This is a genomic window from Sphaerospermopsis sp. FACHB-1094, assembly GCF_014696195.1.
Taxonomy (GTDB): Bacteria; Cyanobacteriota; Cyanobacteriia; order Cyanobacteriales; family Nostocaceae; genus Sphaerospermopsis; species Sphaerospermopsis kisseleviana.
In genome coordinates, this window is sequence record NZ_JACJPT010000098.1 from 1 (window position 1) to 19,804 (window position 19,804).

A 19,804-nucleotide genomic window follows, 5' to 3' on the forward strand; every position below is an offset into this window, starting at 1 on the left:
GACTGGTGACTGGGGACTGGTGACTGGGGACTGGTGACTGGGGACTGGTGACTGGTGACTGGGGACTGGTGACTGGGGACTGGTGACTGGGGACTGGTGACAGTGAATAGATAATTATTTATTCCCAATTCCCAATTCCCAATTCCCAATTCCCAATTCCCAATTCCCTGACTTCTGATAATCTCAAAGCAGAATGAACAAATTTTCAAAATTCTGAGGCAAATTAAATGGCTTGGCAGCGTCCCGATGGTCGAAACCCTTATGAACTACGTCCACTGAGTTTTTCACCTAATTTTACCCGCTTTGCCCCTGGTTCAGTGTTAGCAAAATGCGGTGATACTCAGGTACTTTGTACTGTAAGTGTCACTGAGGGAGTACCCAGGTTTTTAACCGGGAGTGGTAAAGGTTGGTTAACGGCTGAATATCGGATGCTACCATCTGCCACCCAACAGCGACAGGAAAGGGAATTATTAAAATTATCGGGACGGACACAAGAAATTCAACGTTTAATTGGACGTAGTTTAAGGGCAGCTTTAGATTTTGAAGTGTTGGGAGAACGGACGCTAACTGTAGATGCTGATGTATTGCAAGCTGATGCGGGAACGAGAACAACAGCAATCACAGGTGGTTTTGTGGCTTTAGCCCATGGTATTTCTCAATTATTGCAGCGGGGAGTATTAGAGCGATCGCCTTTGTGTGGACAAGTGGCAGCAGTTTCTGTGGGCTTATTAGAGTCAGAAGCATTTTTGGATCTTAACTACATTGAAGACGTAGCCGCCACTGTAGATTTTAACGTTGTCATGAATCACAATCTAGGAATTATTGAAGTCCAGGGAACAGCAGAGGACGGCAGCTTTAGCCGTCAGCAGTTAAATCAATTGTTAGATATTGCCGAAAAAGGGATACAAGAATTATTAATAGCTCAACGGGATGCAATACCTAATTGGAATACCTTGTTTGCTTTGGGGTAATGGGTAATGGGTAATGGGTAATTATTTTTTCCTGCCTCCCCTGCCTCCCCTGCCTCCCCTGCCTCCCCTGCCTCCTGCCTCCTGCCTCCTGCCTCCTGCCTCCTGGATCTCCTGCAAGAACAAATGAAGATAAGGCATAATGGTTAAAACATAGTTCAAATACAAATTCAAATTCTCGAAAAATCAGCCATAAGGTCTGTAAAACCTGTCCCACTTATTGTTAAATATTTTTGTATGCTTGTATCGCAGTCGGGAAATTACCCAATCAGTAGCTTGAGTCCCATCAGCATTAGCTGTAACTACAACAGCCCGAACAACATTGTACCGATGGTGGTAGAACAGTCCGGTATGGGAGAAAGGGCTTTTGACATCTACTCCCGTCTATTGCGAGAGCGGATTATTTTTTTAGGAACGCCAATAGATGACACTGTAGCTAATTCTATAGTTGCTCAATTGCTATTCCTAGACGCTGAAGACCCAGAAAAAGATATTCAACTTTACATAAATTCACCAGGAGGATCTGTTTACGCAGGAATGGCAATTTATGATACAATTCAACAAATACGTCCTGATGTTGTTACCATTTGTTTTGGTCTAGCTGCCAGCATGGGGGCGTTTTTGTTAACTGCGGGAACAGCAGGGAAGCGTATGTCCTTACCTGACTCCCGGATTATGATTCACCAACCCCTTGGTGGCGCTCAAGGACAAGCAATTGATATTGAAATTCAAGCGCGGGAAATTCTTTACATTAAGGGCAAGTTGAATCAATTAATGTCCACGCACACTGGTCAACCTTTAGAAAGGATCGAAGCTGATACAGAACGCGACTTTTTTATGTCAGCAGAAGAGGCAAAAAACTACGGTTTAATCGATCAGGTTATTTCTAGACAAAATCTCCCCACAGCAGGGGAAAACGTCACCATTCTGAAATAAGAGGCTTGGTATGTCTAAATACGACTCCCATTTAAAATGTTCATTTTGTGGCAAGTCTCAGGAGCAGGTGCGTAAATTAATCGCGGGTCCGGGAGTCTACATCTGCGATGAATGCGTTGACTTGTGTAATGAAATCCTAGATGAAGAACTGCTGGATACCAGTAGTTCTGCTTCCCAACCAGCATCACGTTCAGAACAACCTCAAAAACGCCGTACCAGTTCTGCCAATCTCTCTTTTAACCAAATCCCCAAACCGAGAGAAATTAAAAAATATTTAGATGAACACGTAATTGGGCAAGATGAAGCAAAAAAAGTCTTGTCGGTTGCAGTTTACAATCACTACAAGCGTTTAGCTATTGCTCAGTCTAAAGGTAATGGTAAAGGTGGCGCTGATGATGCTGTAGAACTACAAAAGTCCAATATTTTATTAATGGGTCCGACTGGTTGCGGTAAAACCCTGTTAGCGCAAACTCTGGCCAAAATCCTCGATGTACCCTTTGCGGTGGCAGATGCTACAACTCTCACCGAAGCAGGGTATGTAGGGGAAGACGTGGAAAATATCTTATTGCGACTTTTGCAAGTGGCAGATTTAGATGTGGAGGAAGCGCAACGGGGAATTATCTACATTGATGAAATTGATAAAATTGCCCGCAAGAGTGAAAACACATCCATTACTAGAGATGTTTCCGGGGAAGGGGTACAGCAAGCTTTACTGAAAATGTTAGAGGGTACGATTGCTAATGTACCACCCCAGGGCGGACGCAAGCATCCCTATCAAGATTGTATTCAGATTGACACTAGCAACATCCTGTTTATCTGTGGTGGGGCTTTTGTTGGTTTAGAAAAAGTCGTAGATCAGAGAGTGGGCAAAAAGTCAATTGGCTTTGTGCAGTCTGGAGAAGGGATATCTAAAGAAAAACGGGCTGCGGACACACTACGTCATTTAGAACCCGATGATTTGGTGAAATTTGGCATGATTCCCGAATTTATTGGGCGGATGCCAATGGTGGCTGTAGTTGATCCTCTGGATGAAGAAGCACTGATGGCGATTTTGACTCAACCCCGCAGTGCTTTGGTGAAGCAGTATCAAAAACTGCTGAAGATGGATAACGTCCAGTTAGATTTTAAACCAGATGCTTTGAAGGCGATCGCCCAAGAAGCCTATCGCCGGAAAACTGGGGCGCGGGCGTTGCGGGGTATTGTGGAAGAATTGATGTTAGATGTGATGTATGAGTTGCCATCCCGTAAAGATGTAACTCGCTGCACAGTAACGCGGGAAATGGTAGAGAAACGTTCTACAGCGGAACTGTTGGTACATCCCTCTTCATTACCAAAACCAGAGTCAGCATAATTGGTAATTGGTGATTGGTAATTGGTAATTGGTAATTGGTAATTGGTGATTGGTAATTGGTGATTGGTAATTGGTGATTGGTGATTGGTGATTGGTGATTGGTGATTGGTAATTGGTAATTGGTGATTGGTGATTGGTAATTGGGAAAAATACAAATAATTTCCCCCTGCTCCCTGCTCCCTGCTCCCCTGCTTCTTCCCCAGTCACCAGTCACCAGTCACCAGTCCCCAGTCACCAGTCCCCAGTCCCCAGTCCCCAGTCCCCAGTCACCTGTCACCTGTCACCTATTCCTTAAAAATTATGTCTTATATCAAAGTTCGCGGGGTTGAGCATTATTACGAGTGGATCAAGAAACCATCAGATGTGGTAAAACCAGTGATGGTTTTTTTGCATGGTTGGGCTGGTTCGTGTAGATATTGGCGCAGTACGGCTGAGGCTTTAGCAGATAAGTTTGATTGTTTATTATATGATATGCGCGGTTTTGGGCGTTCCCATGCTGAAACCCAAGATAGCAGTAAATTGAGTTATGAATTAACAGAATATGCGGAAGATTTAGCAGTATTATTAAATGAGTTAAATCTGGAGCGTGTTTATATTAATGCCCATTCTATGGGTGCTTCAATTGCGACTTTATTTTTTAATCGTTATCCCCAAAAAGTTATCAAGGCAATTTTAACTTGTAGTGGGATTTTTGAATATGATGAAAAAGCCTTTGCAGCTTTCTATAAATTTGGTGGTTTAGTAGTTAAATTCCGTCCTCAATGGTTAGGGAAAATACCTTTAGCGGATAGGATGTTTATGGCGAGATTTTTGCATCGTCCGATTCCTAAAGCTGAAAGACAAGCTTTTTTACAAGATTTTATTGACGCTGATTATGATTCCGCTTTAGGGACAATTTTTACCTCTGTGAGTAAAGAACAAGCGGAAACAATGCCTTTAGAATTTGCTAAATTAACAGTACCAACTTTGTTAATAGCCGGAGAATATGATTTAATTATTCCTGCTGATTTAGGTAGAAAAGCGGCTGTTTTGAGTGATAAGGTGCAGCTAGAAATTATTGCTAATACCGCACATTTTCCGATGTTGGAAGATCCAGAAACTTATTTACAGAAGGTGCGGGATTTTTTGGGTAATGGGTAATTGGTAATGGGTAATGGGTAAGCTGTTGTGCATTTAATTTGTATAAGTGGAACAGGCATCTTGCCTGTTAAACAAGAGTTCAGAATATTAGGATTATACAATTTAGCTGTGTAACAGCTTAATTGGTGAAATAAATTAAGAGGTGAGGTTATGAGTGTAATTAGTAATTTGGAATATTTACAACAACTCTATGAAATTGATGATTATGAATGGTTATTGACTAACATTGAATTATTAAAACAACGCAGATTTAATGATGTGGATCTAGAGAATTTGATTGAGGAGTTGGAGTCATTGGCCAAGCGAGATAAACACCAGGTGAAAAATCTGTTAGAACAAATTATGAGACATCTATTACTATTAAATTTTTGGAAAGCTGAATATGAAAGAAATAAAAATCATTGGCGTGCGGAAATTAGAAGTTTTAGGACACAATTAAAAGATAGATTAACTACTAATTTATCTAATTATTTAAGTTCTATTTTTGCTGATATTTATCATGATGCTTTGGGTTATGTGCAGGAAAAAACAGGTTTTACTGTGAGTTTTCCTTCAGAATGTCCTTACACTTTAGAACAGTTTTTAGATGTGGATTTTTTGGGTAATGGGTAATTGGTGAAATAAATTAGAGGTGAGGTTATGAGTGTAATTAGTAATTTGGAATATTTACAACAACTCTATGAAATTGATGATTATGAATGGTTGTTAACTAACATTGAATTATTAAAACAAGGTAGATTTAATGATGTGGACTTAAATAATTTAATTGAGGAGTTGGCAGATTTGGGTAATGAAAAGAAAAATGCTGTAGAAAGTTTATTACAGCAAATAATTAGACATTTATTATTATATCAATATTGGATTGCTGAAAGTGAGAGAAATTCTGGACATTGGCAAGCTGAAATTTATAGTTTTCGAGATCAATTAAATGCTAAATTAACCACTAATTTACGTAATCATTTAGCTGAACAAACATTAAAAATTTATCAACGGGCGCTAGGATATGTGCAAAGAAAAACTAATTATCAAGTAGATTTTCCCTCAGAATGTCCTTACACTTTGGAACAGTTGTTAGATGTGGATTTTTTGGGTTAAGATTCAATTTTAGGGATAATTCATGTAGGGATAATTCATATAAGGGTAATTCATGAATTACCCCTACCAAAATTAAGAGGTGATGTTATGAGTGTAATTAGTAATTTGGAATATTTACAACAACTCTATAAAATTGATGATTATGAATGGTTGTTAACTAATATTGAATTATTGAAACAAGGTAAATTTAATGATGTGGATTTAGAGAATTTAATTGAGGAGTTGGCAGACTTGGGTAATGAAAAGAAAAATGCGGTCAAGAGTTTATTAGAACAAGTTATTAGACATCTTTTATTACTGCAATATTGGACGGAAGAAATAGAAAATAATGGTCATCATTGGCAATCAGAAATTTTAGGTTTTCGTTATCAACTGGAGGATAGATTAACTACTAATTTACGTAATTTCCTAGCTGATGAACTTGATCATATTTATCAGAGAGCGTTAAAATATGTGCAGGTAAAAACTAAGTTTAAAGTAGATTTTCCTTCTGAATGTCCTTATACTTTAGAACAGTTGTTAGATGTGGATTTTTTGGGTAATTGGTAATTGGTAATGGGTAATTGGTGAAATAAATCAGAGGTGATGTTATGAGTGTAATTAGTAATTTGGAATATTTACAACAACTCTATAAAATTGATGATTATGAATGGTTATTAACTAATATTGAATTATTGAAACAAGGTAAATTTAATGATGTGGATTTAGAGAATTTAATTGAGGAGTTGGCAGATTTGGGTAATGAAAAGAAAAATGCGGTTGCTAGTCTGTTAGAACAAATTATTAGACATTTATTATTATATCAGTATTGGACAGAAGAAACTGAAATAAATGGTCATCATTGGCAAGCGGAAATTGTCAGTTTTAGAAACCAATTAAAACGACGTTTAACGGGTAATTTACGCAATTATTTATCTGAGGAAATGTTAGATATTTATGCTGATGCTTTAAAATTTGTGGATGTGAAAACTAAGTTTCAAGTAGATTTTCCCCAAGAATGTCCTTACACTTTAGAACAGTTGTTAGATGTGGATTTTTTGGGTAATGAGATGTAGGTTGGGTTGAACAAAGTGAAACCCAACTAACATTTGTAAACTAACATTTGTAAATGTTGGGTTTCGTCCCTCAACCCAACCTACCTTGACTTTAGATGTGGATTTTTTGGGGTGATTCTTTAAACGCAGATAAACGCAGATAAACGTAGATGGTTTAAAGTAATAGTTTGAATATGTTAATAAAATGTTCATAAAACTTAAATAATCAGTACATAATCTTTGTTACTGGTATATGCTACAATTGTTACGACAGGTTAGATACCTGTATTTTCTGTATATATACCTGGTAACAATATTATGAAGTTCAACCGCAATCAAGTTAAAAAATATCTGCAATTATCTGATTTTACATCTTTATTTATTGAAGAGTTAGGTTGGGATTATGCTGATATCTCTCCTATTTATTTAGCTGTAGATGAGGAAAATTCTACTTTAGAATATACTTTAGAATATACTTTAGAAGCTGTTGCCCAAAAACGTGGTTTAATAGTTTATCATTGTGTTGCTGAAAATGGGATTTTACCTAATGCTAAAACTAGGAAAAATATAGATACCCAAGTTACTAGTTATAGTCAAGAACATTTAATTATTTATACTGATAAAAATCAATCTAAACAAGTTTGGCAATGGGTAAAAAGAGAATCTGCTACTAAAACTAAAGCTAAAGAAACTACTTTTAACGTTACTCAATCAGGAGAATTATTAACTCAAAAATTAGAGGCGTTATTTATTGATTTTGCTGAAGAAGAAAATTTAACTTTAACTGATGTCACTCAACGCACTCAAACCGCTTTTGATATTGAAAAGGTTACAAAAGACTTTTTTAATAAGTTCCAAGAAAGACATTTGCAATTTGTTACTTTTATCAAAGGTATCGAAAATACAAAAGATGCTAATTGGTATGCGTCGGTAATTTTAAACCGCTTGATGTTTATTTATTTCCTTCAGAAAAAAGGTTTTTTGGATGATGGTAATACTAATTATTTACAAGATAAGTTAAAGGTTAGTCAAAGTCAAGGACAGGATTTATATTATCAAGAGTTTTTACAAACTTTGTTTTTTGATGGTTTTGGGAAAGCTGAAAAGTTCCGTAAACATGAAACTCCTGCTTTAATTGGTAAAATTAAATATATTAATGGTGGTTTGTTTTTACCTCATCAAATTGAAGAAAAATATAATGTTACTTCGACTTCGCTCAGTAACCGTATTCAAATTAGTGATACTGCTTTTGAGGAGATTTTTAAACTATTTTCCGGTTATACTTGGCATTTAGATGATACACCAAGTGGTAAGGATGATGAAATTAATCCTGATGTTCTGGGGTATATTTTTGAAAAGTATATTAACCAAAAGGAATTTGGTGCTTATTATACGAAACCGGAAATTACTAATTATTTATGTGAACGTACTATTAATAAGTTTATTAGTGGTAAAATTGGTAATGTTCAAGTTTTGGAAAATCTCAATAATCAATTATGTCAGCAATTGTTAGATGATGTTTTACCAAACTTATCAATTTTAGATCCCGCTTGTGGTAGTGGTGCATTTTTGGTTGCTGCTTTACAACATTTGATTAAGATTTATACCGCTATTTTTGATTTTATTCAAGTTTCTGGAAATGCGGAAAATCAAGCCAGATTAACTAAGATTAAACAAGATCATCCTTCCTTGGATTATTATATCAAAAAACGGGTAATTACTGACAATCTCTATGGTGTGGATATCATGGAGGAAGCGGTGGAAATTGCTAAACTACGCTTGTTTTTAAGTTTGGTTGCTGCTGCGAAAACTGTTGATGATTTAGAACCTTTACCTAATGTTGATTTTAACATTATGTCTGGTAATTCGTTAATTGGTTTAATTCGCGTTGATGGAAGTCGTTTTGATAATGTTGGACAGTCTAAACAAGGTAATATTTTACAACAATTAAATTCACAAAATTATCAAGCAATTTTAAAAGAGAAAAACGCAAGTATTAGAAAGTACAAAGAACACGCTTTTATGATAGCAGATGTGGAAGGTACGGAACAGGAAGATAGGTTAGAATTTTTAAGGGAAAATATTAATCGTGTCAATCGGGAATCTTTGGTGAAGTTAAATCAATTGTTGTTAGATGAATTTAGTAATTTAAAGATTAAATATGAGGAAGTGCAGTTAAAGGGTAAACCTGTGAAACGACTTTTGAATATTGAGGATATGGAAGGGTTAAAACCTTTCCATTGGGGTTATCATTTTGATCAGATTATTGCTAGGGGTGGTTTTGATATTATTTTGGGTAATCCTCCTTGGGAAGTTTTTCAAACTGATGAAAAAGAGTTTTTCCAACAATTTGATAATTTAATTCAGAAAAAGAAACTAGATATAAAAACATGGACAAAACAATTTAATAAGTTTATGGAAGATGAGGAAATGCGTCAAGCATGGTTAAATTATTGTAGTAGTTATCCTCATGTTAGTGCTTATTTCAAAAATGCTGAACAATATTGCAATCAAAAATCTTTAGTTGATGGTAAAAGTGTTGCTAGAAAAATTAATTTATATGCTTTGTTTGTAGAACAATGTGTTAATTTACTTTCTGCAAATGGTGAATGTGGTTTGGTGATTCCTAGCGGTATTTATACTGATTTGGGAACTAAGCAGTTACGAGAAATGTTATTTTTGCAAACTAATATTACTGGTTTATTCTGTTTTGAAAATAAAAAGGGTATTTTTGAAGGTGTACATAAGAGTTTTAAGTTTGTAATTTTGACTTTTGAAAATGGTAAGCAAACTTTATCTTTCCCTGCTAAATTTATGCGTCATGATGTGGGAGAGTTGAATAGTTTTCCTGATGATGATTGTATTAATATGTCTGTGGATTTAATTAAACGGTTATCTCCTGATTCTATTTCAATCATGGAGTTTAAAACTGATTTAGATATTGTCATTGCTGAAAAAATGAGTCGCTTTCCTTTGTTGGGGGAGGAAATTCAGGATAAATGGAATTTAAAGTTAACACAAGAATTTAATATGACAACTGATAGTTATTTGTTTAAAACTGAACCAGGAAAGGGAAGATTACCTTTATATGAAGGGAAAATGATTCATCAATTTAATCATAAGTTTGCTGAACCTCGCTACTGGATAGATGAGGTGGAAGGAAGAAAAGCGGTTTTAGGTAAAAATGGTATTGATAAAGGGCAAGTTTTAGATTATCAATGTTATAGATTGGGTTTTAGAGATGTTGCAAGAAATACAGATATTAGAACAATGATTGCTACTGTTGTTCATAAAAATCTATTTTGTGGTAATACTTTAATTGTAAGTAAAAAAAACGATAACTTCAAAAATTTATTAGTTATTTCTTCATTTTTAAATAGTTTTATTTGTGATTTTGTTATTCGTCAAAGAGTAACTGCACATTGTAATATGTTCTATGTTTATCAAACACCAGTTCCCAGATTAACAGAAAAAGACGAATATTTTCAAGAAATAGTAGAACGTGCAGCAAAACTAATATGTACCACAGCAGAATATGATGAATTAGCGAAAGAAGTAGGATTAGGAAGTCATAAAAACGGAATTACAGAGGAGAGAGAAAGGGGGAAAATTCGCGCAGAATTAGATGGAATAATTGCCCATTTATATGGATTAACAGAAAGTGAATTTAGTCATATATTGAGTACATTTCCCATTGTTGCGGAAGAAGTGAAAAATGCTGCTTTAAATGCTTATCGGGAGATGGTTAAATAACGTAAACGTAGGGGTTTAGCATTGCTAAACCCGTACAATTCATAATAAAAACGGATTAACATTAAAACTAAGATCATGCTTGAAACAGTTCTATAACTGACTTAATTTCATCCATTGTTACATCTGTTTGTTCCAGTTTAGAATAAATTAACAGTAAAAGGACATTTGTAGGTGATTGAATCTGATAAATAATTCGATAACCACTACTTTTCCCTTTTTGAATGCCACTGTTGCGAACTCTTACCTTCAAAACTGTATACCCTGTTCCTGCAATTTGATCACCTAAAAAATTACCACTTTGTAATTCTTCAATTATTGGTTGAATATCAGTACGAATATGACGATATTTTTTGATAAGCTGCGTATTTTCTGTTTAAAATTATCAGTAAACTGAACTATTACTAATGGGGTATCACTCAACATCAATACCTTCCCAAAGTTCAGAAATTGGATGTACTTTACCTGCTTTAGCTTCTTGTAATGAGATTTTCAAACTTTCTAAAACAGATTCTTTTGATTCATCATCTTCATCTAATTCATCTTCAATAAACAAAACAATTAATTTAACCCGGCTTGGTTTATTAACTATTAAAGGAGTTTCTAAAGAGATGTTACCATTTTGGTCAACTTTTGCCATGATTTCTTGGGCAATCATATTTACTCACCTGTAATTACTACACACATTTAATTACTACAAACATTTTACCATATTATAGTAAAATAGTAACTACACTTTGATCAAGATCCCCGATGTCTTGAATAAATATTGTGAATAAATGATAAATTAATTAGGACTTACGCAAGATGTGATTGAAAACCTTATTCTTGCGTAGGGGTAATTCATGTAGCTTGCTTCCCGAAGGGTATTACCCCTACTTTCGTTTTCTTTTGCGTAATTCCTGTTAATGATAGAAGTCGGGGATCTGAAAATATGTTATAATCTTCAAATTAGCAACAAGAGTAAAAACCATGACTATTAAAGAATTAATTCAAGCCGAAATTGACAATATACCAGAAGATCAACTTGATGAGTTTTATCAATTAATTAAAGAATTTATCAATAGAAATGATCATCATAAAAAAGAAGTTGTATCTATTAATCGCAATTTTTTAGATCAACAATATCAAATTATATCCCAAAAAATTAGCCAACAATTTGATAGTGAATGGTTAGAAACACTAGAAACTGAAGATGATTTATTGCAAGCTGCTATTGAATTAACTAAACATGAATAATACATGAATAATAATTTACGTCTCTGTCTGGATCTAAATATTTGGTGTGCTGCATTATTAGCTGATGCTAAAGGTAGGAAAGGTACAGCTTGTCAAACTTTAGTTGAAATTGTGCGTTGTGGTAATTGTAATTTGGGTAAAGTTGAATTAGTAATTTCTTGGGGAATGTTAAATCGTTTACAACAGGTATTACAAACTCAACCCAAATTACAAGTTTTACCAGATGACGCTATTACTTACATTAATATTATTCATGGTTATACTAAAATTAGTCCTCAATTAACATTAGGAGGAACAGGAATTATTCCTATATCAGATATAGAAGATCAGCACGTTTTAGAAACAGCTTTATCTGGGAAAGCAACAATATTAATTACTGCTAATTTTGAAGATTTTTTAACTAAAGATGTTGAAATCATTATACCAGAAAGACATGGAATTTATAGATCACCATCCCATAGTCTTCAAATAGTTCATCCTTACTTAATGATGAATTGGTTTAATGAAGGTAAAATTCCTATATTAGATCCCTAACTTCCGTTTTAATTGTGTCAATAAATGATAAATTAATGATAGAAGTCGGAAATCTGATATTATGTTATAATATTCAAATTAGCAACAGGAGTAAAAACCATGACTATTAAAGAATTAATTCAAGCCGAAATTGACAATATACCAGAAGCAGAACTTGATGAGGTTTATCAATTACTTAAAGAATTTAGAGATAAAAATAAAAACAAAAAAAAGGGGATATTATCTAAGTTAAAAGAGATAAAAATTCAAGCACCTGAAGATTTTTCTGTAAAGTACAAACTAATCAAAATATCCCTAAATTCTTTTTTAATCTTGTAAATAAATGATAAATTAATCATAGAAGTCGGGGATATAAATTAGTATTATATTACATTATATTACATAATATAACATGATATTACATGATATTAAAAGTTAATTCCTTGCGATCGCAAAATTTCCTCTAAATATTCTACCCTTTTTCGTTCTTGATCTGCACGTTGCTTTTCTTCATCTGCACGTTGTTTTTCTTGATCAGCACGTTGTTTTTCAAGTGCTACTTTTTCATCTCCTATTAATAGAATTTGTCCTTGTTCATCACACCATCTTAACCATTGATAGCTTTTTCCTTCAAATTCTCCTTCCCAAATAGTTAACCCTAAACCTATTTCTTCTAACCAATTTGTAGATATTAATTGATAATTAATACCTTTTAATTGATAGATGTAAAGATTTGGTTTTCCTAAATAATGGAAGGGATCAAAAACCACATAATAACCTACTCTCGCTTGAGAATAATCTTTTAATTTAGTTCCTAATTCATTTCCTAATTCATTTCCCACTTTATTAGAAACTATTTCCACAACTATTTCTGGAGATTTACCAAAATTCCAAGTAAAATAAGATTGATCTTTTTTCTCTGACCAATCTTCTGGTAAAGTAACTCCTAGACTTAACATTATATCAGGAACAAGAGGAGGTTTATTAGCTGCATAAAATAACCCTACATTAGCAGTAGCTAAAAATGGTTCACTAACATTAAAAGAACTATAAAGAGAGGAAACTAATAAACGTTGTTGTTTTTCAGAAATTAAATTATCCACTGGTTCACTATTATCAATAGTCACATTTGTTAAATCGGGAATAGCAGGTTTTTCAAAATCATCAGGACTAGGTTTACGACTGCTAATTTCTGGTGTAATCTGTGGAGTTAAAGATTGAGTCATTATAGAAATACTCCTGGGAGTAAGGGAGATCATATCTTATAGCTAGGACTTAGGGAATGGGGAATTGGGAATGGGGAATTGGGAACAGTAAATAAATTAAGGTGTACCTCCTGAGCATGGGAAATGGTATATTGATTATGATATCATAATTATATCATAAGCTGTTACACAGCTAAATTGTATAATCCTAATATTCTGAACTCTTGTTGAACAGGCAAGATGCCTGTTCCACTTATACAAATTAAATGCACAACGGCTTAAATATTAATCTAAAGATCCCCGACTTCTTAACTCAATCTTGTCAATAAATGATAAAATGGTAAAATGGTAAATTAATCATAGTAAGTAGGGGTTGCTGAGAAAGTCTTTCCGTGAGGGCATAGGAGTCAGGAGTCAGGAGTCAGGAGTCAGGAGGAGATTTGAAAATTTCTTTGCCATCTCTTGAAATCCCCAAAAATGCACACTTTTTCCGGTATACCCTTCAAAACCCTTGCACTAATTTCTGTGTTTATCAGCCTCTAACCTTTGATATATCAAGGTTTTAGGTTTATTCAGCAAACCCTAAGTAGGTTGGGTTGAACAAAGTGAAATCCAACTTAAACAAAGTTTGGGTTTCGTTCAAGTTTTTAAGTGTTGGGTTTCGTTCCTCAACCAAACCTACAACCAATTTTATAATAAATAAAAACCTATGCCAAGAATTTTTGATAACATCAACGAACAACTATTAACAACCCTCAAACAAAGTCTCAAAACCGCCCCCAAAGCAGATTTCTGTGTAGGTTATTTCAACCTGCGGGGATGGAAATTAATACAGGAAGAAATAGAACAATTTACCGGAGGTGAAAATAATTGTTGTCGCTTATTAATTGGAATGCAAAAATTACCCAAAGATGAACTTAACCAAATGTTAGGTTTAGGAATATCTCGCAAACCCATATCCCAAAGTGACACAACTAACCTGAGAAAACGCCTAGTACAAGAATTTAGTCAACAATTAACTTTAGGTAAACCCAGCAATGATGATGAATGGGGTTTAAAAAGACTAAAAACCCAATTACAAACTAAAAAAGTAGTAGTTAAATTATATCTCCGTCATCCCCTCCACGCTAAACTTTATTTAATTCCCCAAAATTATCATAATTTACCCGCTATTGGTTTTTTAGGAAGTAGTAATTTAACATTTTCTGGTTTATCTTACCAGGGAGAATTAAACGTTGACATATTAGATCATGATGCAACTAATAAATTACAAACTTGGTTTAATGAACGTTGGGAAGATCGATTTTGTTTAGATATTTCCGATGAATTAATCAAAATTATAGATGAAAGTTGGGCAACAGAAAAACTTATTTCTCCTTACTATGTTTATCTCAAAATGGCTTATCATCTCTCCCAAGAAGCGCGAGATGGTTTAAGTCAATATGCTATACCTTATGATTTTCAATTATTCCCTTTTCAAGCAGCAGCAGTAAAAGTTGCTGCCCATTATGTTAACCGTCGTGGTGGTGTAATGATTGGGGATGTGGTAGGATTAGGAAAAACCTTAGTAGGAACAGCAATTACTAAAATTATAGAGGATGAACTGGGTATTAGTACCGTTATTATTTGTCCGAAAAATCTTGTTTCTATGTGGGAAAAATATAAAGATGAATATGGTTTAGCTGCTAGGGTAGTTCCTATTAGTCAAGTTACCAAAATATTACCGACAATTACCGCCCGTTTTCGGTTAGTATTAATAGATGAAAGTCATAATTTAAGAAATAGAGATGGACAACGTTATGCAGCGATTAAAGAATATATTGAACAAAGCGGAAGTCGTTGTATTTTATTAACTGCAACCCCTTATAATAAAAGTAATTTAGATTTATCTGCACAGTTACGGTTATTTATTCCTGAATCTAAAGATTTAGGTATTAAACCAGAAAATTTAATCAGAGAATTGGGAAATGAAACTGAATTTAAACGTAAATATCCGCAAACGGAAGTGAGAACTTTAACAGCATTTGAAAAAAGCGAATATGCAGAAGATTGGCAATTATTAATGAATCGTTATATGCTCAGAAGAACACGCAGTTTCATTAAAAATAATTATGCCGAAACTGATGCAATAGATGGCAGAAAATATTTACAATTTCCTGATGGTTCTCGTTCTTATTTTCCTACCCGCATTCCTAAAACTGCCACTTTTACTATTAATAATGATGATGACTATGGCAAATTATACTCTAGTGAAGTGGTAGAAATTATCAATTCTCTATCTTTACCCCGTTACGGTTTAGGAAATTACACTTTAGATAAATATAAACAACCTCCCACAGCAACGGAACAACAAATTTTAAATGGTTTATCCCGTGGGGGAAGACGGTTAATGGGTTTTTGTCGCACGAATTTATTTAAAAGATTAGAAAGTAGCGGTAATGCTTTTTTAGAATCTTTAGAACGTCATATTTTAAGAAATTATGTTTATATTCATGCGTTAGAAAATAAATTAGATATTCCCATTGGTACACAGGATGCGGAATTTTTAGAGACTGCAAATAATGATGAAGATGCGGATAATATTAATTCTACCAATTTAGATTTTGAAATAGCTGATGATGACAATGATGAAGAAAATGATGATCAGAATGATGAGGTAAATTTTGCTAGTTTAAGCAGTAAAGAAGCAGAATATAAACGTCAAGCAAAGGTTATTTATGCACTTTATCAAAGCAAATATCAAAAACGTTTTAAATGGTTAAATTATCGGTTGTTTAAGTCTGAGTTGAAAAAACATCTTCTGGAAGATGCTAGAGCATTGTTGAAGTTATTAAATAACTGTTTAAATAACTGTTTAAATAACTGTGGAGAATGGAATTATCAACAAGATCAAAAATTTCAAACTTTGCAAAAGTTACTCACAGAAATTCATCCTGATGAGAAAATATTGATTTTTACTCAGTTTGCAGATACAGCGCGTTATTTACAGGAATGTCTAGGAAAAGCGCATATTTCCCAAACTGCTTTAGTTACGGGTAAGGTAAATGATCCCACATCTTTAGTATATCGTTTTAGTCCCCAAAGTAATCAACAGAATATCACCCCTGAACAGGAAATTAGAATTTTAATTGCTACGGATGTTTTAAGTGAAGGTCAAAATTTACAAGATTGTCGGATTATTATTAATTATGATTTACCTTGGGCAATTATTCGCTTAATTCAAAGAGCAGGAAGGGTAGATAGAATAGGCCAAAAAGCATCAGAAATTCTCTGTTATTCTTTTTTACCTGCGGAGGGTGTGGAAAAATTAATTAATTTAAGAGGTAGACTGACAGAAAGATTACAACAAAATGCTAGTGTAGTGGGTACAGATGAGGCATTTTTTGAGGATGGTTTTTCCTATCAAGAAATACTGGATCTTTATCATGAGAAATCGGGTATTTTAGATGAAGTAGATGATGGAGAAGTTGATTTAACTTCGGAAGCTTTTCAAATTTGGAAAAATGCCATAGATGCTGATCCAAGTTTAGAGAAAATCATTAAAAATCTGCCCAATGTGATTTATTCTACCCGTTACCATGAAGGTACAAATTTAGATCCTCAAGGGGTGTTAATGTATCTGCGAACTGCTGAAGGTACGGATGCTTTAGCGTGGATAAATAAGGAAGGAAAAAGTGTTACTCAATCGCAAATGAGAATTTTAAGAATGGCAAGATGTAACCGGGATACACCCCCAGAAAAAAAGCATCCCCAACACCATGAAATTGTCGCTCAAGGGGCTGATTTACTATTAGAACAGCAAAAAACATCTGGAGGACAATTAGGAAGCTCTAAAAGTGCCAGATATCGAACTTATTACCGGTTAGATAATTATATTAAAAAAACGGAAGCAAAAACCCCTATATTTACATCAGGAGAAGATTGGCAGACTTTAAAAAAAGCGGTAGAAGAAATATATCATTATCCGTTAAAAGAAACAACGGTAGTTAAATTAAATCGGCAGTTAAAAAGCGGTATTAATGATGAACAATTAGCGACAATGATTATATCTTTAAGAGATAATAATTCTTTGTGTATTATCCATCCTGAAGATGGACAACAGGAAGCGCAAATTATTTGTTCCTTGGGGTTATTTGGTGATTAGTTATTGGGCGGAAAATTTTAGATTTTAGATTTTAGATTTTAGATTTTAGATTTTAGATTTTAGTAGGACTTACGTAGGGTTTGCTGAATAAACCTAAAACCTTGATATATCAAAGGTTAGAGGCTGATAAACACAGAAATTAGTGCAAGGGTTTTGAAGGGTATACCGGAAAAAGTGTGCATTTTTTGGGATTTCAAGAGATGGCAAAGAAATTTTCAAATCTTCTCCTGACTCCTGACTCCTGACTCCTGACTCCTATGCCCTCACGGAAAGACTTTCTCAGCAACCCCTACGTAAGATGTGACTGAAAACCTTATTCTTGCGTAGGGTTAATTCATGAATTACCCCTACTTTCGTTCTCTTTTGCGTAAGTCCTGTTTAGATTGGGGTTGATAAAAACAATCCAAAATCCAAAATCCAAAATCCAAAATCCAAAATCCAAAATCCAAAATCCAAAATAAAAAACTCCTGCCCCATCACATTAAACCCAGTTCTCTTTGCAGTAAATTAATTGATTGAGAACCAATGTAGTTTTCACAACGAATTAGTTTAGGTGGACGAATTAGATCATCTGAGACTGTTTGCATTCCTGCTTGTGTTGTTAAGTAACTGACTGGATCTGTACAAAATATGATTTCGCAACGTTTAACTATGGCGTTTAGTTTATAAGCATCCTTGGGTTGAGCAGTCATAACTAATAGTTCATCCCCCCGTAAACCGTGTAGGATGACTTCTGTAGCTCTGAGAATACCAGGACTGAGGCTAACTATACCAATACAGCTTGATTTGGCAAGGCTTTTAACTACATTGAGTTCTTTACTATAGTCATGAATATCTAGGGGAATAACGCGGACTGCTTGGGGTCCAGCGATCGCTTCTACTTCTCCGATAAAATAACGACTGGTGACTAATGTGGCCGATGTGGTTTGTTCTAAGACTGCGGCTAATTCTTCTGTTGTTACCAACTGGACGGGAATTTCTAGGGATTCTTCTAATTCATCTACCATTAATTCCCCAGCACCAAGATCCTGTAATGGTACTATTACCAAAACTCTGGCACTACAACGCAAACGCCAGTCAACTTCCGCTAAAAATAGCTCCCGTGCTTGATTGAGGGAACAACCTTGATTAAGTAATTCATCCAGTGTTTTTTGGACTGTTTTGTATGCTTCGGGGTATTGTTTCAGAATGGGAGATTGTAACCTACCACCACCCTCATGGCCTTGAGCGCGGACATAAATTCCTGAACCTGCTAGACTTTCGACAAATCCTTCGTCTTCCAGCTGGCGGTAAACTTTACTAATAGTGTTACGATGTAATCCAGTTTGCATGGCTAACGCCCTGGTGCTGGGTAATTTATAACCGGGTGCATACTGACCAGAGGCGATCGCAAAGCGAATTTGATTAAATAGTTGGCTGGATGCGGGGATTTCGCTGTCTGGCTGAATTCGGAATTGAATCATTAACAATTCTCCTGATGATTGGTAGCTGCACTTAACTGTTTGTGTGTACTACCTGTTAAATATAAATATATGATTTATTTTGAATTTATCGGATCAGATAATTTTGATGAAAATTATTATGACAGAGCAAACAATAGACTCTACAAAAGTTAAACTTTCTCAAAATGATTGTCAAATTGATGCTTATTTAGCAAAACCAACATCACCTGGTATTTACGCCGGAATTGTAGTTTTACAGGAGATTTTTGGAATTAATGAGCATATTCGGGAGGTGACAGAACGGATTGCTCAACTGGGGTATGTGGCGATCGCACCTGCTCTTTTTCAACGCCAAGCACCGGGCTTTGAAACGGGTTATACTCCTGAAGACATAGAAATTGGTAGAAAATACGCCTGGGAACAAACCACAGCTTCACAACTGTTGAGCGATATTCAAGCCGCTATTAATTATCTCAAAACTCAGCCCAATGTCAAAAAAGAAGGTTTTGGTTGTATTGGCTTTTGTTTTGGTGGTCATGTCGCCTACCTAGCTGCTACCCTCCCTGATATTCAAGCTACTGCTTCATTTTACGGTGCTGGGATCACCACCCGCACCCCTGGAGGCGGTAACCCTACTATTACCCGCACTCCAGAAATTTCCGGGACTATTTACGCCTTTTTTGGGATGGATGATGCCAGTATACCCACAGAACAGGTAAACGAAATTGAAGCAGCGTTACAAAAACACAACATTTCTCATGGCGTGTTTCGCTACGATGGATCTGATCACGGATTTTTCTGCGATCGCCGTGGTAGTTATAATCCTATAGCTGCGGCGGATGCTTGGCAACAAGTTCAACAACTTTTTGCCAACACTTTAGGGTGACTGGTGACTGGGGACTGGGGACTGGTGACTGGTGACTGGTGACTGGTGACTGGGGACTGGGGACTGGGGACTGGTGACTGGGGACTGGGGACTGGTGACTG

General features: G+C 35.0%; 18 protein-coding genes. 15 read left to right on the forward strand and 3 right to left on the reverse strand.

Going from position 1 to position 19,804, the window contains the following annotated elements:
- Positions 1 to 227 precede the first annotated feature (227 nt).
- The 10 genes from rph to H6F47_RS21555 all read left to right on the forward strand — a co-directional run bounded on the left by rph (position 228) and on the right by H6F47_RS21555 (position 10,277).
- Positions 228 to 971: a ribonuclease PH gene (gene rph / locus H6F47_RS21510; protein ID WP_096572099.1), complete on the forward strand. Its 744-nt coding sequence runs from the start codon at positions 228 to 230 to the stop codon at positions 969 to 971.
- Positions 972 to 1,205: 234 nt separating this feature from the next.
- Positions 1,206 to 1,904, forward strand: a complete 699-nt coding sequence (gene clpP, locus H6F47_RS21515) for an ATP-dependent Clp endopeptidase proteolytic subunit ClpP (protein ID WP_137668143.1) — start codon at positions 1,206 to 1,208, stop codon at positions 1,902 to 1,904.
- 10 nt (positions 1,905 to 1,914) lie between these two features.
- The gene (clpX, locus tag H6F47_RS21520; RefSeq protein ID WP_137668142.1) at positions 1,915 to 3,255 is read left to right on the forward strand and encodes an ATP-dependent protease ATP-binding subunit ClpX; all 1,341 of its coding nucleotides are present in this window, start codon (positions 1,915 to 1,917) and stop codon (positions 3,253 to 3,255) included.
- A 133-nt stretch (positions 3,256 to 3,388) separates the two neighbouring features.
- Complete coding sequence (locus tag H6F47_RS21525; protein WP_190650910.1) at positions 3,389 to 3,550, forward strand: hypothetical protein; 162 nt, start codon at positions 3,389 to 3,391, stop codon at positions 3,548 to 3,550.
- Positions 3,551 to 3,555: 5 nt separating this feature from the next.
- Positions 3,556 to 4,395, forward strand: coding sequence for an alpha/beta hydrolase (locus H6F47_RS21530; protein WP_190650911.1), 840 nt, complete (start codon positions 3,556 to 3,558; stop codon positions 4,393 to 4,395).
- Between the two features lie 150 nt (positions 4,396 to 4,545).
- Positions 4,546 to 5,007 (forward strand): DUF29 domain-containing protein, encoded by a 462-nt coding sequence (locus H6F47_RS21535; RefSeq protein ID WP_190348192.1) that lies wholly within the window; start codon positions 4,546 to 4,548, stop codon positions 5,005 to 5,007.
- A gap of 27 nt (positions 5,008 to 5,034) precedes the next feature.
- Positions 5,035 to 5,490, forward strand: coding sequence for a DUF29 domain-containing protein (locus H6F47_RS21540; RefSeq protein WP_190348193.1), 456 nt, complete (start codon positions 5,035 to 5,037; stop codon positions 5,488 to 5,490).
- A gap of 87 nt (positions 5,491 to 5,577) precedes the next feature.
- Positions 5,578 to 6,039: a DUF29 domain-containing protein gene (locus tag H6F47_RS21545; RefSeq protein WP_190650913.1), complete on the forward strand. Its 462-nt coding sequence runs from the start codon at positions 5,578 to 5,580 to the stop codon at positions 6,037 to 6,039.
- Positions 6,040 to 6,080: 41 nt separating this feature from the next.
- Positions 6,081 to 6,545 carry a DUF29 domain-containing protein gene (locus H6F47_RS21550; protein ID WP_190348195.1) on the forward strand — a complete coding sequence of 155 codons (465 nt, stop codon included), beginning with the start codon at positions 6,081 to 6,083 and terminating at the stop codon, positions 6,543 to 6,545.
- A gap of 297 nt (positions 6,546 to 6,842) precedes the next feature.
- The gene (locus H6F47_RS21555; protein WP_199291251.1) at positions 6,843 to 10,277 is read left to right on the forward strand and encodes a DNA methyltransferase; all 3,435 of its coding nucleotides are present in this window, start codon (positions 6,843 to 6,845) and stop codon (positions 10,275 to 10,277) included.
- A gap of 412 nt (positions 10,278 to 10,689) precedes the next feature.
- On the opposite strand, the gene H6F47_RS21560 is transcribed toward H6F47_RS21555, so the two are convergent.
- Positions 10,690 to 10,932, reverse strand: coding sequence for a hypothetical protein (locus H6F47_RS21560; RefSeq protein ID WP_190348197.1), 243 nt, complete (start codon positions 10,930 to 10,932; stop codon positions 10,690 to 10,692).
- A 314-nt stretch (positions 10,933 to 11,246) separates the two neighbouring features.
- On the opposite strand from H6F47_RS21560, the gene H6F47_RS21565 reads away from it, so the two are divergent.
- From H6F47_RS21565 to H6F47_RS21575, 3 genes are all read left to right on the forward strand, one after another.
- The gene (locus H6F47_RS21565) at positions 11,247 to 11,513 is read left to right on the forward strand and encodes a hypothetical protein (RefSeq protein ID WP_190650923.1); all 267 of its coding nucleotides are present in this window, start codon (positions 11,247 to 11,249) and stop codon (positions 11,511 to 11,513) included.
- 3 nt (positions 11,514 to 11,516) lie between these two features.
- A complete protein-coding gene (locus H6F47_RS21570; protein ID WP_190650915.1) occupies positions 11,517 to 12,047 on the forward strand; it encodes a PIN domain-containing protein in 531 nt (176 codons plus the stop codon).
- A 99-nt stretch (positions 12,048 to 12,146) separates the two neighbouring features.
- Positions 12,147 to 12,365 (forward strand): hypothetical protein, encoded by a 219-nt coding sequence (locus H6F47_RS21575; protein ID WP_190650917.1) that lies wholly within the window; start codon positions 12,147 to 12,149, stop codon positions 12,363 to 12,365.
- Between the two features lie 89 nt (positions 12,366 to 12,454).
- Here the strand turns inward: H6F47_RS21575 and H6F47_RS21580 are convergent, their stop codons facing one another.
- Positions 12,455 to 13,252, reverse strand: coding sequence for a Uma2 family endonuclease (locus H6F47_RS21580; protein WP_190650919.1), 798 nt, complete (start codon positions 13,250 to 13,252; stop codon positions 12,455 to 12,457).
- Positions 13,253 to 13,940: 688 nt separating this feature from the next.
- Between H6F47_RS21580 and H6F47_RS21585 the strand changes: the two genes are divergently transcribed.
- Positions 13,941 to 17,375 carry a helicase-related protein gene (locus H6F47_RS21585; protein ID WP_190650921.1) on the forward strand — a complete coding sequence of 1,145 codons (3,435 nt, stop codon included), beginning with the start codon at positions 13,941 to 13,943 and terminating at the stop codon, positions 17,373 to 17,375.
- A 476-nt stretch (positions 17,376 to 17,851) separates the two neighbouring features.
- Here the strand turns inward: H6F47_RS21585 and H6F47_RS21590 are convergent, their stop codons facing one another.
- Complete coding sequence (locus H6F47_RS21590) at positions 17,852 to 18,838, reverse strand: GntR family transcriptional regulator (RefSeq protein ID WP_137668134.1); 987 nt, start codon at positions 18,836 to 18,838, stop codon at positions 17,852 to 17,854.
- Between the two features lie 118 nt (positions 18,839 to 18,956).
- On the opposite strand from H6F47_RS21590, the gene H6F47_RS21595 reads away from it, so the two are divergent.
- On the forward strand, positions 18,957 to 19,703 hold the full coding sequence (locus H6F47_RS21595) for a dienelactone hydrolase family protein (protein ID WP_096572752.1): 747 nt from the start codon (positions 18,957 to 18,959) through the stop codon (positions 19,701 to 19,703).
- The last annotated feature ends 101 nt before the right edge of the window (positions 19,704 to 19,804 follow it).

Bases quoted from the DNA above. Each gene is read 5' to 3' on its own strand.
- H6F47_RS21550 (WP_190348195.1), top strand. From the start codon at position 6,081: ATGAGTGTAATTAGTAATTTGGAATATTTACAACAACTCTATAAAATT.
- clpP (WP_137668143.1), top strand. From the start codon at position 1,206: ATGCTTGTATCGCAGTCGGGAAATTACCCAATCAGTAGCTTGAGTCCC.
- H6F47_RS21570 (WP_190650915.1), top strand. From the start codon at position 11,517: ATGAATAATAATTTACGTCTCTGTCTGGATCTAAATATTTGGTGTGCT.
- H6F47_RS21530 (WP_190650911.1), top strand. From the start codon at position 3,556: ATGTCTTATATCAAAGTTCGCGGGGTTGAGCATTATTACGAGTGGATC.
- H6F47_RS21585 (WP_190650921.1), top strand. From the start codon at position 13,941: ATGCCAAGAATTTTTGATAACATCAACGAACAACTATTAACAACCCTC.
- H6F47_RS21545 (WP_190650913.1), top strand. From the start codon at position 5,578: ATGAGTGTAATTAGTAATTTGGAATATTTACAACAACTCTATAAAATT.
- H6F47_RS21540 (WP_190348193.1), top strand. From the start codon at position 5,035: ATGAGTGTAATTAGTAATTTGGAATATTTACAACAACTCTATGAAATT.
- clpX (WP_137668142.1), top strand. From the start codon at position 1,915: ATGTCTAAATACGACTCCCATTTAAAATGTTCATTTTGTGGCAAGTCT.
- H6F47_RS21560 (WP_190348197.1), bottom strand. From the start codon at position 10,932: ATGATTGCCCAAGAAATCATGGCAAAAGTTGACCAAAATGGTAACATC.
- H6F47_RS21580 (WP_190650919.1), bottom strand. From the start codon at position 13,252: ATGACTCAATCTTTAACTCCACAGATTACACCAGAAATTAGCAGTCGT.
- H6F47_RS21575 (WP_190650917.1), top strand. From the start codon at position 12,147: ATGACTATTAAAGAATTAATTCAAGCCGAAATTGACAATATACCAGAA.
- H6F47_RS21565 (WP_190650923.1), top strand. From the start codon at position 11,247: ATGACTATTAAAGAATTAATTCAAGCCGAAATTGACAATATACCAGAA.
- rph (WP_096572099.1), top strand. From the start codon at position 228: ATGGCTTGGCAGCGTCCCGATGGTCGAAACCCTTATGAACTACGTCCA.
- H6F47_RS21595 (WP_096572752.1), top strand. From the start codon at position 18,957: ATGACAGAGCAAACAATAGACTCTACAAAAGTTAAACTTTCTCAAAAT.
- H6F47_RS21590 (WP_137668134.1), bottom strand. From the start codon at position 18,838: ATGATTCAATTCCGAATTCAGCCAGACAGCGAAATCCCCGCATCCAGC.
- H6F47_RS21535 (WP_190348192.1), top strand. From the start codon at position 4,546: ATGAGTGTAATTAGTAATTTGGAATATTTACAACAACTCTATGAAATT.
- H6F47_RS21555 (WP_199291251.1), top strand. From the start codon at position 6,843: ATGAAGTTCAACCGCAATCAAGTTAAAAAATATCTGCAATTATCTGAT.